Annotated in this window: 11 protein-coding genes; all 11 read left to right on the forward strand. The window is 37.0% G+C overall.

Annotated elements, in window-relative coordinates; translation table 11 throughout:
* The first annotated feature begins 555 nt into the window (after nucleotides 1-555).
* Entirely contained in the window at nucleotides 556-972 is a 417-nt protein-coding gene (locus LQ227_RS23705; RefSeq protein ID WP_230146155.1) for a type IV pilin protein, read from the forward strand.
* Nucleotides 972-1499, forward strand: a complete 528-nt coding sequence (locus tag LQ227_RS23710) for a hypothetical protein (protein WP_230146156.1) — start codon at nucleotides 972-974, stop codon at nucleotides 1497-1499. The genes LQ227_RS23705 and LQ227_RS23710 overlap by 1 nt, the downstream gene beginning before the upstream one ends.
* A complete protein-coding gene (locus LQ227_RS23715) occupies nucleotides 1489-2913 on the forward strand; it encodes a GspE/PulE family protein (RefSeq protein ID WP_230146157.1) in 1425 nt (474 codons plus the stop codon). The genes LQ227_RS23710 and LQ227_RS23715 overlap by 11 nt, the downstream gene beginning before the upstream one ends.
* Nucleotides 2914-4860, forward strand: a complete 1947-nt coding sequence (locus tag LQ227_RS23720; RefSeq protein WP_230146158.1) for a type II secretion system protein GspD — start codon at nucleotides 2914-2916, stop codon at nucleotides 4858-4860.
* A gap of 2 nt (nucleotides 4861-4862) precedes the next feature.
* Nucleotides 4863-6044, forward strand: coding sequence for a hypothetical protein (locus LQ227_RS23725; RefSeq protein ID WP_230151450.1), 1182 nt, complete (start codon nucleotides 4863-4865; stop codon nucleotides 6042-6044).
* A gap of 1 nt (nucleotide 6045) precedes the next feature.
* On the forward strand, nucleotides 6046-6591 hold the full coding sequence (locus LQ227_RS23730) for a hypothetical protein (protein WP_230146160.1): 546 nt from the start codon (nucleotides 6046-6048) through the stop codon (nucleotides 6589-6591).
* Nucleotides 6592-6839: 248 nt separating this feature from the next.
* The gene (locus LQ227_RS23735; RefSeq protein ID WP_230146704.1) at nucleotides 6840-10025 is read left to right on the forward strand and encodes a hypothetical protein; all 3186 of its coding nucleotides are present in this window, start codon (nucleotides 6840-6842) and stop codon (nucleotides 10023-10025) included.
* Nucleotides 10026-10065: 40 nt separating this feature from the next.
* Nucleotides 10066-14190, forward strand: a complete 4125-nt coding sequence (locus LQ227_RS23740; RefSeq protein ID WP_230151453.1) for a DUF6443 domain-containing protein — start codon at nucleotides 10066-10068, stop codon at nucleotides 14188-14190.
* 3 nt (nucleotides 14191-14193) lie between these two features.
* Nucleotides 14194-14955: a hypothetical protein gene (locus tag LQ227_RS23745; protein WP_230151454.1), complete on the forward strand. Its 762-nt coding sequence runs from the start codon at nucleotides 14194-14196 to the stop codon at nucleotides 14953-14955.
* A gap of 714 nt (nucleotides 14956-15669) precedes the next feature.
* Nucleotides 15670-16119 carry a hypothetical protein gene (locus LQ227_RS23750; protein WP_230146164.1) on the forward strand — a complete coding sequence of 150 codons (450 nt, stop codon included), beginning with the start codon at nucleotides 15670-15672 and terminating at the stop codon, nucleotides 16117-16119.
* Between the two features lie 64 nt (nucleotides 16120-16183).
* Complete coding sequence (locus tag LQ227_RS23755; RefSeq protein WP_230151457.1) at nucleotides 16184-16519, forward strand: hypothetical protein; 336 nt, start codon at nucleotides 16184-16186, stop codon at nucleotides 16517-16519.
* Nucleotides 16520-16753: the final 234 nt, after the last annotated feature.

Here is a 16753-nt window from a genome sequence, read left to right on the forward strand (position 1 = left end):
GATAAAAGAAGATACGGTTATATCTTCAACTGGCAAAATGCATTCAGATTTGTTAGGAACAGCCTAATTGAGTTAGTAATGGGATCAAAACTGAAAACAATAATTAAACAGCTAATAGAGCAAATTTCTAAAACTGTAGTTGCGGTAAAGCCAACAAGAAGCTTTCCCAGAATTAAAGTTCGGCAAAATAAAAGCAGGTTGCACCAAGCATATAAATAGCTTAACTTAATAGCATTGTTAGCGTCTCGCCAAGACCACCCTTGCTCTACCGATTATAACCTAAAATGATTAAGCGAATACAGTTGAACCTAAAGACATTAAAAAGACACATTATAAGAAGCTTAATTAATAGCTTTGTAAGCCAGCATATTTCATTTTACACTCCTTTTCCTTTTCAATTTAAAAAAACTTAATTTACGTTCGTCACGCCAAAACCCAATAATATCACTTCATTTCGATCGTTCGTCAAAAATATTGGGAAATTTATTAATTTCTTTGCATTTTACAGCCTTATCTCATTTAACCTAAAATGTGCTAAATAAATTAACGTTTACAATGAAAATAAATACATCTAAAAAGCTTAACGCCTACACCCTTACCGAGATTCTGATTGTTCTGGCTATTATTGGCATATTGATCCTTTTAGCACTGCCTAACCTAATGCCTTTGATTACGAAAGCAAAAACTACAGAGGCAAAAATGCAGTTGGAGCATGTGGCCAAACTAGAGCAGAGTTATTTTTACGAACATTCGAAATATTCGACAGATCTGCTTGAGATTGGATTTATCCAGGAAAAACTAACTTCTGATGCAAAGGATGGCAAAGCGAACTACAAAATAGAAATTACTGCCGCCTCTAATAATACCTTTACCGCTAAAGCTACTGCTGTAGCTGATTTTGATGGCGATGGAACTTACAATGTTTGGCAGATAGACCAGGATAAAAACTTAAAAGAAATCGTTGCAGACTAATGTTTTTGTTGCAGGGGGGGATTTTTATGGTGTTAGCGGGCATGCTTTATCAGGATTTAAAATACAGGGGGATTTATTGGTGGATGTTTCCTATACTTTTGCTGCTTTTGGCAATCGGTACCGTACAGATACTTGGTTTTTCCGAAATGATTGCGCAGGTAGTTAAAAGTTGTCTTTTTTTAGGACTACAATTTTTAGCCTTAACGGCCTACATTTCGATCAGGCAAAAAAAACTCACCAATGTATTCAATGGTTTTTTTGGCCTTGGCGACTTATTGTTTTTATTGGCCATATCTTTTGGTTTTTCCTTTTTAAACTATGTGCTTTTTTATCTTTTAAGTTTGATGATGGTGGTGCTTTTTACGGCGATTTTTGGTCATCACACTCAGGCACACGGAAAAAAAATTCCTTTGGCAGGTTATCAGGCCTTGCTGTTAATGATACTCATGGCGGTGAGTTGGTATAAGCCAGTTATAAACCTGCTTTCAGACGAGAACTTAATCAATCTGCTCAGTTATGGAAGTTAGACCAGAAATCCTCGGGCTCATATCCAAAGAGTTTGCCATGGAGTACCGGGTATTCCCAAAAGAACGTGGGGTGAATGGCGATCTGGTACTGTGTTGGGATGGCGTTGGCGATAGCAACCAGCTTACAGATGAGCTCCAGGTGATGCTGGGCTGCGGTATATCATTATTGCCTATAGATCAGCAGGAGATCAGCAGATTACTTTCCAAACATTATCTGGGCGATGTATCAAAAGGAAGTGCTGAAAAAGAAGTTTCGGTAATTACTGCAGGTGATGATTTTTTAAATGTTTTAATTGAAGAAGCCAGGCGATTGAAAAGCAGTGATATCCATATCGAAACTTTCGAAAAACGCTCGAGGGTTAGGGTAAGGATAGATGGGATGATGATTGAACGGTACCAGATAGAAAAGAAAGACTATCCGGCATTGATCAACAAAATCAAGATCATGGCCAACCTCGATATTGCCGAAAAACGTTTGCCTCAGGATGGAAGGATCCAATTCAGCTCTGCACGTTTTACTTCTTTTGATATCAGGGTTTCGGTACTGCCTACCCTTTACGGCGAAAAAATCGTGCTCAGGCTATTGAACAATAGCAGTACCGATATTGATCTGAGTACCTTGGGCTTATCAGAACAGGATATGCGTAATTACATGGAAGGCGTTCAGCGCCCGAATGGCATTATTCTGATCAGCGGGCCTACAGGATCGGGAAAAACAACAACACTTTATGCTACGTTAAAGCTTTTAAATAAAAGTACAAGAAATATTCTCACGATAGAAGACCCGATAGAGTATACACTTGAGGGCGTAAACCAGGTACAGTTGAGAGAAAATATCGGGCTTGGTTTCGCGGCCACCCTGCGTACCTTTTTAAGGCAGGATCCGGATGTGATCATGGTAGGAGAGATCCGTGATCCCGAAACAGCAAATATGGCCATAAGGGCTGCGCTTACCGGCCACCTGGTGCTGTCGACCATTCACACCAATTCGGCATGGGGAACCGTATCCCGTTTGATGGATATGGGCATACCAGGCTTTCTGGTGGCCAATACACTCAATACAACTGTTGCCCAAAGGCTGGTGAGGTTGCTCTGCCCTAAATGCAAAAAAGAAGAAACCGTTACTGAAGGGCTTTATCCGAGGCAGTTTAGACCGCCAGAGAAAGTTACCTCGCATTTTGTTGCCACAGGCTGCTCACACTGTTACTATACAGGTTATAGTGGAAGAAAGGCTGTGTACGAAGTGATCCCGATTGATGCAGACCTCTCTCAGGAAATCAGAAAAGGAAATATGGCCATTGAAACGATACTTGAAGAGAAAGAAATCAGTACACTTTCTAAAAATGCTTTTGCCCTGTTTGCCGATGGACTCACCTCCATGGAAGAAATTTACCCTTTATTACTCGCTATCTAAATGAACAATAAAAACGTATTAAATGTGCTGATCGGCATGGCCCTTTTGCTCTTAAGCCTGTCGGGTTTAACGGTATCAGCACAGGTTACCACTACAGCAGACCGCCTAAAGGCAATTGAAGAACGCTTAAGGAACCTCTCGGTAACGGTGCCGGGATTAAACCAGCCCGTTCAACTGTCCATGTCGGGCGCTTCTGCGCAGGAGTTTTTAAGGGCCCTGGCGCAATCGAACAATTTGAACATCAATATCGATCCTCAGCTCAATTTTAAGGTTTATACCAATTTCCGTAACGAAACGGCCATGAACGTGATATTGTTCATGGCAAAAGAATACGATCTGGATATCAATCTCATCGGATCGATTATGTCGGTTACGAAAGTACAGGTACCAAAGCCTGCTGTAGTACCGAAAGATTTCCGGGTAAACTATAATGCATCGAATGAATACCTGGGTTTTGAACTCAATAACGATACGCTGAGCCAGGTAGCCAAAAAAATCAGTCAGCTTTCGCAGAAGAATGTGGTGGTTCCGGTAGCACTGATGGGTAAAAAAGTAAGTGGTTTTATCGCCGCTGCACCTTTTGAGGTTGCGTTAGAAAAACTGGCTTATGCCAACGAGCTCAAAATGAACAAAACCAATGATGGGGTTTTTATTTTCCAATCTCTAGGCGAAGGAGAAGAGCTTTATGTGAACGGCGATAATGCAACCGCTGTAAAACGGGGCAATAAGGGCGCTGCACAAAGCGGTCCTTCTAACTTCAGCTTAAACGGGAAAAAAGATGCACAGGGCAACCGTACTGTAAGTGTTGATGCCCTAAATACACCTATATTAGACCTTATAAAATCGGCTTCGAGCGAGGTGGGTGCCAATTACTTTATTTATTCAGACATTAAAGGTACGGTGAGTACCAGGCTGAGCGGTATCGGTTATGATACTTTTCTCACCGCTTTACTTCAGGGTACCGAATATACCTTTAAAAAAGATGGAGGTGTTTACCTGATCGGTGACCGTAAATTAGAAGGCCTGCGGGCAAATCGAATTGTGCAACTGCAGCACCGCTCGTTGGATACCATCCAGATGATGATTCCAAATGAGTGGAAGAGGGGTGTAGAGATTAAAGAATTCCGCGAACAGAACACCTTGTTGCTTTCAGGATCTTCCCCTCAGGTAAATGAAATCGAGAATTACATTAAACAGATTGACCGGGTGGTACCTATGGTACTGATCGAAGTAACATTGGTTGATGTTAGAAAAGGTAAATCTGTTAAAACAGGTATTTCGGCCGGGGTTTCGGATAGCGTTCGGACGGGAGGTACGATATTGCCGGGCATCGATTATACTTTTGGGGCAAATTCCATCAACAATTTTCTTTCCAAACTCGGTAGAAATGGTGCGGTAAACCTGGGTAGGGTAACCCCGAACTTTTACGTCAAACTTAGTGCATTAGAAAACAATAATAATGTAGATATCCGCTCGGTTCCGAAACTTTCAACCCTCAATGGCCACTCTGCCAATTTAAGTATCGGAAGTTCAAGGTATTACAGCCAGAGAACACAAAATGTAATCCCTTCACTTAATGCACAAACGGTTGTAACCGAGCAGTTTACCGAGGTAAATGCCAACCTGGAAATAGATATCAGGCCAGTAGTTTCGGGCGATGATCAGGTTACCCTAAACATTAAGGTAAACATATCCGATTTTATAGGCAACCCGCCGCTAAATGCACCTCCGCCAAAATCAACCAGTAAGTTTAGCTCTATTATCAGGGCAAAAAATGAAGATATGATCGTTCTGGGTGGTCTTGAACGTACCGAGAGTAGTGAGAGCGGTTCGGGCATACCAATCCTTTCGAGAATTCCTGTATTGAAGTGGCTCTTCAGCAGCCGTGAAAAATCAAATAACAAAGTGGTAACACTGGTATTTATTAAACCCACAATTTTATATTAAACATGTTCGAACCTTTTGAACATATACTGGGGATAGAACTCACGCTTTTACAGAATGAGACATACCGCTGTATTTATGCTGTGATTACCCGCAAAGGTGATAACATAGCTGCATCGGAACACCGCACCATAGAAGGAACACTTGTTAAAGTGTTGGAGCGTTTGCCACGTAAACATCCTGTAGTGCTCTCAGTCAGCGGTAAGGGAATTATACACAAGCAACTTAAAGGTGCTGAAAAAACGGACTTGTTTAGAACAGCTTTTTCTGCTGTTGAAAAAAAGGATTTTTATGTGCAGGAAGCTTTGGCTGAAGATTTGGCCTGGGTAAGTATTATCCGGAAAACCCTGGCAGATGATATTATAGGAAAGTTACAATCATCTGGCCTAAATGTTTATGCATTGAGCCTTGGTGGATTGCCAGTAATTTCTATATGGGAGTTGCTTAGTGGAACGGGTGAAGGCTTTTCGGCTAACGGCCATAAATTTGAAACCTCTCCGGAGGGCCACCTGATAGGCTATCGTTACCTCGAGGGGGAACAAAACACCGGAAACCTGAAACTAGGCGATACCAAGCTTGCATCAGCGCTTTTGGTACCTTACGCATTGGCTTTTCAGCTCTTTCTGCACGACAAACTTGCTGTAGTTAAAGTTGAAAATGAGCAGGTTGATCACCGCTTTAGAGATTTTCTTGAATTTTCGAAACTAAAAAAAACAGCTGGTATTTTTGTGTTTGCTTTGTTAGGATTGTTGGTGATCAGTTTTTTTGCACTTACGCACTACAATGCAGAAAATGCAAAACTGAACCTGCAGGTAGGGGCAATTACAGCTACAGCAGATCAAAGCGACCTGTTGAAAAAGGAAATTGCAGATCAAAAAGTATTATTGGAAAAACTTGGCTGGAATGGTGGTTATAGTCACGCCTTTTTGCTCAATGAAATTGGCAGCAGCAAGCCAAAGGCACTTACACTTAACGAAATACAATTCGACCGCTTAAAAGAGTCAGCAGAAAATAAGGATGTACTGGCTTCAATCAAAATCACTGGCGAAACCTCCAATTTATCGGCTGTGAACAACTGGATCTTTCTGCTCAAAGAAAAAAAATGGGCAAAAGAAGTCAGACTGCTTCGCTATCAGCAGGATACCGAGTCTGAAAGTTTTGTTTTTAACCTAATCATCCAATATTGATATGCTGGAAAAACTAAGCCCAAAGAACAAAAAGGTGATCATGGTTTTGCTAATGGCCATGGTCGTTTACCTAGCCTATGTATTTTCTTTCGAAAAGGCGATCTCAGCAGTTGCACTCAACAGGCAATTAAAACAGACGGAACATATCGGGCAGGAGCCTGATGCTGCTTTTCCACAGCTGGAAAAAAAACATGCCTTTTATCAAGCGGTACTTAAAGGTTATAAAGTACGCCGCGAAGATAGAGAAAACCGCTTGTGGCAATCCATCTCGGCCATGGCCATCGCTAAAAATGTAGATATCAACTTCAGTCCTAATTTGGGCAATGTAGAAAAAGATACCAGCGAACTCGCCCGTGGTATAGTGGTACAGAAATTCATTTTCAAAGGCAAATACTTCGATATGGTTAAGTTGCTTGATACCTTGGAAAAAAGCCAGGGAATAGGCCGGATCTCTGGTGCCAAACTGATGAAAAAGAAAGAAAATGGCAGCGAAGAAAAATCTGATAAACTTACACTCGAACTGCAAATTGTGGGCAAAGAAAATTAATCTTTTTACAGTTTTTTTGATAGAAGAATTGGTGTTTTAAGAATCGCCAAAATCAGTTCATCAAGAAAAAGGCATAGAATATCACTCGAAAAGCATCGTTCGTCAAAAAGATTTAACTATTTCTTTTTTATGATTTAGTTTCGCACGCCCATAATCGGGCCGATATACTTTAACTGAAAAAAATATGAAAACACAATTGACAGCTTAAATAAAGGCTGGTTTTGATTGAAAAAAATAGTCGAATTGTAATGTCTAAAACGCTTAAAAAATTACCAAAAAATACACGAAACCTCATTATGAAATTATTTAAATTATTCGTTATATTATTAATTAGTTCCCAAAATGTATTTTCTCAAAAAATACCAAGTCCATTTAATACTGTATCACCCAATAGTGCTGAACTTGTAACTAAAGGGGTTAATGTAGCCTCTAATCAATATAATGGTAGTTTAGGTGTTAATTTACCAGTTATAACTTTTAATCACAGAAATATAGAAATTCCAATAGAATTATCTTACCACTCTAACGGTATACGAATAGATCAGAGACCAACTGTTGTTGGGATTGGCTGGAATATTAATCTTGGAGGCGAGATTACAAGAATAGTACATGGTTATCCAGATGAAAAAAAGGCGACTAAATATACACCACATAGAGCAGGTTATTATACTACGAGCGGTGCTTATATCCCTCCAGTTCAATCGGTAGAAGATTTTGAAGATTATGATGGTTCTTATTTAAACTTACGTAATTTGTTAAATAACTTTAATGGAAATACACAGGATTTTATCAATAATTATGTTAAGCCTAATTATGATAATAAAATTATAGATCTGGCACCCGATGAATTTATTTTTAATTTTAATGGAATTAGCGGGAGTTTCTTCTTTAGTCCTGATGGAGGTGTAAAATTCATGAGTAAATCAGGTGTTCAGTTAAAAGTAGAATATACAATCCAAAATGGCGCAGTTATCAATGATTTATCCTTACCAAGAGCAATAACAAATTTTAAATTGACAGATAATAACGGTATTCAATACTTTTTTGGAGGAAAGAATGCAATTGAATGCAGTTATCCTGCGCAGGATGTATCGCCACTTGCAAGTTCTGGTCAACCGATCACAATAAAGTTTTATAGTCCAGGTGCAGCCGTTAATACTTGGAAATTAACCAAAATTATCATGCCAAATGGAGAAGGCATTTACCTGGATTATCATGTGAAAGAACAAATAATCGATAAAGCATTTATTAATATATTGGGTAAAATTGGTGCGAATGAATCTTTTGCAGACGGATATGATGTAAATTTATCAAGAAAGGCCGTAGTTAAACAATGTTTACTGGATAGTATATATGATACTATAGGGAACAAATTAAAGTTTAATTATCAGGTATCAACATCATTAGGGAGTATTACCACTTATGCTTCTGCTTTAGCATATAAACAATCATCAACAGGAGTAAATGCGGCTATGGGAAATGCTTTTCAAGTGTGTAGTAGTTATCCTGGATTAAACGATGGAACAATAATCGGGGACCTTAGAATTGCCCCTCAGCTATATGCATTGAAATCAATCACAAAGTCATATAATAACGCTATGATTGACTCCTGTTTGTTTAATTATAGAGATGAAACAGATAAACGTTTAAGACTTACCTCAATTTCAAAATCCGATTATCTTGGTAACCCCAGAAATATTTTTCAGTTCGAGTATAATCCGATTAATTTGCCTGAGTATACTTCTAAAAAAGACGATTTTTGGGGATTTTATAATGGAAATAATTTCTTTGATTATTCTGTTGAGGCAAAGAATTATACATACAATAAAATAAATTCGGACTTCATCAATTCAAAACAATCAAATTTTGATTATAGCAAGGCTGAAATTCTTGAAAAAATAATTTTCGAAACTAAGGGATATCAAAAATTTGAATATGAACCGAATGTTTGTTCTTCTATTTTAAATTATGATAATCGCCAGATTGAACAACTTTCATCAAATAACATTTCTGGTGGGATAAGGCTGAAGAGTATTACGGAATATAGTGATGCTGATCAGATTTTGACACAAAAAAAATATCATTACATTAAGAATTTTTCATTAAACGGTAATTTGTCTAGCGGTATACAGAGATGGAAAACAAGTACTATAGATAACTATTTGAAGAATATAAGTGAGTGGGTGTGGGATTTTCAATTAAAACCAGATTTTAAAAAAATTGGTCATGATGGAAATCTAGTCGCATACAGCGAAGTTACAGAAGAGATGGTAGGCAATGGGTTTAAAACATCATATTATGAAAATGATGATAGTATCTTAATTCCAGCCGGTCCAATCAATAATGGGTGGGACGTGCAGGAATTAAATAATTTTTATACCCTAAGAAATGGTTTGTTAAAAAAAGAGGAATACTATAATAAAGACAAAAATAAATTACATGAAAAAATTTATCATTACGATTATAATAACACGGAACATTTAACCTCAATTTCGTTTTTGCCTCCAATTCCTGACGCCATTTCGTCTGGAGACATGCTCATATTTGTTAACTATGTATTATTAAACGAAAACTATACAAATAATGTGTATACGCATAATCCTTTATTAATCAGTGTGGTAACGAATGATTTGCATGCTGGAAATATAATAACCAGTACTCAAAATTTTGAATATGATGTCAATTCTAAATTAATAAAGAAAGAGAGCATTTTAAATAGTAATAATCAAACCAGTTCAGTTGATTATAAATATCCTTATGACTTCCCTTCATCAAGTATTTACCAAGAAATGGTAAGCCGGAATTTAATAGCGCCTGTTATTGAAGAAATAAATAGTGTAAATAACATACAAACAAAATTGACCCGCACTAATTTTGATCAATTTGATTTCAGTGGTATATATCCTAAGAATGTTGAGGTACAGCTTGGTTCTGGCCCATTGCAAACTAAGACAAGTTTTTACAGGTATGATGCTTATGGAAATATTTTAGAGAAGCAAGATGGAAATTCTGCTTTAAAGGAGGTTTATTTATGGAGTTATAAATCTCAGTATCCAATTGCAAAAATTGTTGGTAATGACTTTACAACTATAAAATCCGCTTTAGGAGGAGATGATGCACTTTTATCTTTTAGCAGCACTGTCAACCCTGATAAAATTGCGGTTGATTCCTTTTTAGCACCTCTAAAAAGCGCGCTGCCTTACACTCAAATGATCTCCTATACGCACAAACCTCTAGTAGGAGTTTTGAGTATGACAGATATTAAGGGATTGAGTACTTATTATGAATATGATGGTTTTCAAAGACTGGCTTATGTGAGAGATCAGCATAAGAATATTATTAAAAGTTATTGTTATAACTATGCCGGGCAGATGGTTGATTGCAACCAGCTAAGTATCCCAACCCGTCCTTTTGGCATCAGAATAACAAACTAAAATATTTCTGCTGATTAATTACACGCTAAATCATAGTTTTATGAAATTTACAAACACCACAATAAAATACTTTATATTTTTTTTACTTTTAATACCTTTTCTCTCTAAAGGTCAAGTAACATTAGCTCCAAATGGTATGTTCTATTTGAGTAGCGATTTAGGCCCATATTTTTGGGATGAAGTGCCAACATATACTAACAAAATAATGTATGTCTCTCCGGGAAAAGATGTTGGGCCAGCGGCAATTTTTCAGACAATGGGAAGAAGATACCAAGGTAGCGGAAGTAGGTATAGTGATAGAAATGCGTGGTACTCACTTACTGATTGGGGTAATAGTAGTTCTAATAATTTTTTTGCAGGTGATGGCACTTTTAAATATGTGCCTAATCGAGCTTCTAATGGCAAAACGACCCCTGTTTATCAATTTGTTACTTTTTCGGGTCGAAAACCCAATAATCATACAACTACTCCGTATGATGCATTAAGATACAACACTTTTACAATTAAAGTAGAGGCACCAGATTTTGTTGGTATTGATAAACTACAGGAAATTACGGTCGGATCTGGCAATATTTCAATTTCGACTTTTTTTACTCCAGCAATAGCAGGAGTTACATTTACTTTTGACAATATTCCTGCTACCTCAATAGATTTAAGCAGTTTAACTAATGGAAGTCACACAATTAAAGCTACAAAACAATATGATAATGGCACTTATGTTGGACAGTTAAAAATTCAAGTTTCAAGGCAGAATATAATAGGCCAAGCTACTGAAAACTTAAGTAGAGAGAATAACTTTATATTAACCAGAACTTTTAAAAAAGCAGGTGTTAATGAAGTTAATATAGGTAACATCAGGTCTGTTGAAGATGAAAACCAAAGCGTTCAGTATATGGATGGCATAGGTAGGCCAGTCCAAACTGTTTCCGTTATGGGCAGTCCGGCTAAGAATGATCTTATACAGCCTTTTACTTATGATGCCTTCGGACGGGAAAATATAAAATATCAACCATATAGTACAACCAGTAATAATGGTGGCTTTAGAACGAATGCCCTCTCCGCACAATTGGATTTTTATACAAATCAAAATAGTTTATCCAGTATAAAAGCGACACAAAACCCTTTTAGTGTAAGTGTTTTCGAACCGAGTCCTTTAAATAGGATTGAGCAACAGGGCGCTCCGGGTGATGATTGGCAACCAGCTGCCAGTCACACCATAAAAATGGAATATAGTACCAATGGTACAAATGAAGTCCGTTTCTGGCAGGTTAATAATGATGGCGCTGTTGGAACAACTTTTTATGACGCGGGTAAACTATATAAATCAATAATCAAGAATGAAAATTGGATAAGCGGACATGAAAATACGACTGAGGAGTTTAAGGATTTTGAAGGTAAGATAGTATTGAAGCGTGGCTGGAAAGATAATTCTACCAGTTTAGATACCTACTACGTTTATGATGATTTAGGTGGTTTACGATATGTTTTACCTCCTGCTGTAAATGAGAATGGACAGAATATGATTGATAACTTTAATGAATCACTTCCTGCATTCCAGCATTTTATATATGGATATCATTATGACGGCTTAAAACGTCTAGTAAAGAAAAAAATACCGGGTAAAGGTTGGGAATATATGGTATACAATAAACTCGACCAATTGATCATGACCCAGGATGCGAACCAAGAGGAAAAAAAACAATATTTATGTATAAAATACGATGCTTTTGGCAGGGTAGTCATTACTGGTCTTTATACCGATACCAGAACAGCTGCACAGTTGCAAACCGACTTGGTAAATGAAACAGTTTTGTATGAAACACGTCTACCAGGATCAGATTATAATAACCTCTCTTTCCCACGCTCAGGTTTGGATATCTTAACGGTAAATTATTACGATGATTATGTTTTTCCAGATAATATTTTTGGTGCTGCTTCAGGTGACCAGGCTTCTGGTGAAAGGATCAAGAGTTTGTTAACCGGTACCAAAGTGAAAAATCTTGGCACCAGTGTTATGGATATGACCGTTAACTACTATGATATTGAAGGGCGTATTGTGCAAACAAAAGCCACAAACCATTTAGGGGGTACGGATCAGGTTGATCAAGAATATAATTTTCCGGGCGAATTGGTTTCCAGCACCCGTACCCATATTGCTAAAGGGATAACCACAACTATCGAAGATGTTTATACTTACGATCATATGGGTAGAAAGATCAGTACTAAGGAAAATATAAATAAACAAGGACAGGTTGTTTTGAATATGCTCGAATATGATGAGATCGGACAATTGAAAACCAAAAATATTTACGGTAAAAGTGCTACACCACAATCTCTTGTGCAACATGTGGTTCTTGATGCTGCAGACATAGTAGAGCCAGGGCAAACCCGGATCGTTACCGCAAGTAAAAGTATTACTTTAAGTGATGGTTTTATTGCCAAAGAAGGATCAGTATTTAAAGCCAGTATTATTGATGATTCGTTTTTACAAAGCACGCTATTCACCTATAATGAACGTGGCTGGCTAAATAAGGCGGAATCGGGGAAATTTAAAGAGGAACTTAAATATACAGCTACTGATTTAGCAGATATTCCTAATGCGCCGCAAGCAAACTACAATGGCAACATTTCGGCACAGCGCTACAATGGTAACCACAGCGGTGCACAATACTTTAAGTATGGGTATGATAAACTGAATAGGCTAGTTAGTTCCGTACATAGTAATGGTATACTATTAAACGAAACCATTGCATATGATGTAATGGGTAATATTATCAATCTGGAAAGAGCTGGCAATGGCAATCCCATAGTATATACTTATCAGAACACCAATCAGAGCAACGTACTGGATCATGTTAGTGGTGGATTAAACGGAAGTTATGGTTATGACCTTAATGGTAATGTGCGTACCGATGGTACCAAAGGAGGCACAGCTACCTGGACATATAATCATTTAAATCTTCCAATATCAATATCTGGTGCAGTAACGGCAAATTATACCTATGATGCTCTTGGTGCTAAATTGAAATCATTTATGGGGGGGATAAATCGAGATTATGTTGATGGAATTCATTATGAGGATGGAGTTTTAAAATTTATTGCAACAGAAACAGGTCGAGCTGTGAGGATTGGCAATACCCAGAGCTATAGCTATGAACACAATTTAAGCGATCATTTAGGTAATGTTAGGGTAACCATAGACGATCAGGGGAATAATGTAGCCAGGGTAGTACAAGAAAATGAATACTATGCATTCGGACTTGTAAAACCTGGAGGATATCTATTTGGAGATAAAAATAATTATCTTTATAATGCCAAAGAGTTACAGGATGGTTTGGGACAATATGATTACGGCGCAAGGTTCTACGACCCGGTTATAGGCAGGTGGAATGTAATTGATCCTTTGTCAGAAGCAGATAGATCTTGGTCGTCATACAATTATGGACGGAACAATCCGGTCAGATTTACCGATCCAGATGGTATGTTCTGGGGTGATTTTTTAAATGACAAAGGAAATAAAATAGGAACAGATGGGATAGCTGACAAACGTTTGTATCATGTCTCTAACAAGGCTGAACAGCAAAAAATAGCTGAAACTGACCGAGAAGGGGGAACAACTAAATTATCTGATGTTAGATCAGCACGAAGGGTTCTGAGTGTCGAATCGATTACAGGCGATCCTAGGGAAAATGAGAGAAGTGGTAAACCAGGGGGCGCAAGTTTCAATGGTACTTTTAACGAAAGTTTTACCCGCAATAAACAGGCATCAATAATCAATACGGCTTTGAATAGTGTGGACGGTTATATCGATGTTGCCCTAGAGTCAAATAGGGGTAAATTGGACTTTAAAAGTAAATTCAAAGCGGGAGAGTTAATTAATTTAAATGGAATATATATGAACAACCATGAAGCGTTAAATTATTTATGGGGGGCGAGTATGAGCAGAATAAATTCGTCCAACAAAGCGGAAATAAGTGTCAGTGATGCGCTTCTGGGAGCAGAATTATACAATGTTTATGATTATACTTTTAAGGATAGTAAGACTTTTTCTAATCAGATGAATCATAGAGAGGCAATAGCGAGGGGTTATTTCGATTATTCGCTGGGATTTTCTTCATCGAATACCTACAGCAGAGATAGCAGAGTAAGGAAGGTAATCAGATAAGGTATGCAAGATTGTAAAATGATTAAAATTTTATGCACATTCTTTTTGTTTTTTTTGATCTGTGGATGCCATAATATCGATAACCGTTTACTCTTAATTAAGGCTGACATTGGTAAAGAGGATGAACTAGATACTTTAGAGTCCTATACCGCAAGGGATTTACACATTGTTCAGGTTGTTCGTCACAGCGGATTTGATGATTTTTCCCTCCACTATGGAGTACTGACACATAGTGGAGGAAGAACAATATTGTATGAAATGATAGGGACGGGCAAATATGGTAAAAGGATTTCTAAAGAGTTTATTGCCGAGGTTGAACCCTATGGTAAAACAAACTGGGGTTGGTTTTCCGTTAAAAATGGCAAGCTTTCGGATACGCTGCCTGGAATGTCTAAGATACTTTTGGGGTTGGAATCTGAAAATAGCAAAGGGGAGTTCATCAAAGAAACAAATGGCTATATCAATTTTTATTTAAATGGTAAGACTGTAAAGGAAACTAATTATGGGGATTATGTTATTAAAGACTCGGCTTTGAATTTCTCTAGCATGAAATACGGTTTGTACAAGCTTTATAAAGGCAGTCTTAAATTAGTGGGAAAAAACGGAAACGATATTTTTAAAAAGAAAGATGGGGTGTTTTTTATCCCACAGCCAGGATATGGGGTTATAAATAAATATCGGAAAAGTCAGATCTTGGATGCGGTTGATTCAGCTGTACATCTTGGTGAGGAACAAAAAAAAATATGGATAAAACCAGAAAATTGATCTAATCAAGCTAAATCAAAAGGAATGATCCTTTTCTGAATAAACTGATGACACAGTTTGTTTTACCTACGCAGTGTATATGAATTTCATATTTAAGCTATTTAGTTTTAACGGCAATAAGTAGGAGGATACGATTTGTTAACTACCCTCCTTTATTCTAATATTTATTGAACAATTTAGACTTGACGTTCTAACTAGTTTGGATAAACCAATTTGATTAACCCCTTTCCCTCACTAGCGCAAGTCTATGCGTTAGGATTAGCGCGAGTGGATGTCTTATGCTTAAAAAATTATACTTTAGCCTGGCCTTAGTGCCAGGCTTTTGTGGCACTAAGCCTAATATGATTATGGAACGAGGTTTTGTGACCCCATAATTGGAGGGTTCAGGATTCAGTGGCGGAGTAGGTGAGGAGATATTTTACTTACAATTATGGATTCAATAATTTGATATATCATTTTTTCACACCTGCATCTTGTGTTATATTGCATATTGGGAAGTGGTATAAGACCGTTAGGAACCTTTGCTTGTAGGGATCTGAAACTTGTTTTAGTATTGTAATCTTGATAATCTCAAGACTAATCCATAGAACTTTGAGCCCAGAAGTTTTATAGAAAAAATTGTTAATCAGGCAGATAAGAGTCAGACTGATAAAGGCAGAATCGATATAATAGTTGAAAAACGCACAGAAATTCCTAAAAGTAGATTGTTCGCCCATGAAAAAATTAATTAAATTAATGGTGTTATTTGTTTTCTGTACTCAGATTGCAAGTTCACAGGATAAAATCAATGTACTGGAAAAAATCAAGGCCAATAAAATTCCAGATCAGTACTATGTTTTAGAAACAGATAGTGTAATTCATTTCAAAGGGAAAAGATATTTAATAGAATTTCGCGAATTTTTTAATGAAAATCAATTTGATAAAATTGCAATATGGAAACCACTTGGTTATTTGGAATTCTCTAATGTTGAAATTGCAAAATCCAGGAAGTTTATGCAGCTCTATAATATTAAACCAATAATTCAAGCTAGCATTACAGATGCTTATCACATCAATATTAATGGAAAAGCATTCTTAATAATTTCGCGGAATGTGAAATTGAAAGAGATATATTATTTTGATAGAAAATTTCCGAAGGAGCTATATATTTTAAAATACAAATAATAAATCTCGACTCTTTGGACGGGATTACAAATCTCGTCCATTTTGTAAAAAACCTTCCGAATAGATGAGAAAAATAGTACTATATATAATAATTATCTCATTTTGTTCTTGTGAAAGAAAAAATGAGATCGTAAAAGTGCTAGAACATAAAAATGACAATAGCTATTGGATACAGAAAAAACTGCTTGATGATGGGATATATTCTTTTAGCACGCTTCAATGGATCTTTTATAATGATGGTTCGTCTCAACCACTTTCTTCATTGGATGAAAATAAAAAAGGTAGTCCATCATTATTAAATCTGGAAAGTTCGGGTAAAGGGACATGGAGTTTTAATAAAAAAGACAGTACCTTTAAGATTTGTGATGTTTGTTTTTTAGATAAAAAAAATCAGACATGATACTATTTTCATAACTGGGAAAGGTTATCGTGGTGATTTTATACTTGTTAAACACAAGTAGAGATTATTAACCTTATTGAAAAACAAAAGTGAAAGGAGATTAGCGTATAAAGCCTCTCAATTTATCTTAGTGCGTTATTAAGATAAAAGTAAAGTACATAACAAAGCCCAACAGAAATGCTGGGCTTCGTTTTAATAAGCCCGGTTGAATTAGGGGCTGCTTTCAACAAAATT

Source organism: Pedobacter sp. Bi27, from assembly GCF_918698255.1.
Lineage (GTDB): Bacteria > Bacteroidota > Bacteroidia > Sphingobacteriales > Sphingobacteriaceae > Pedobacter.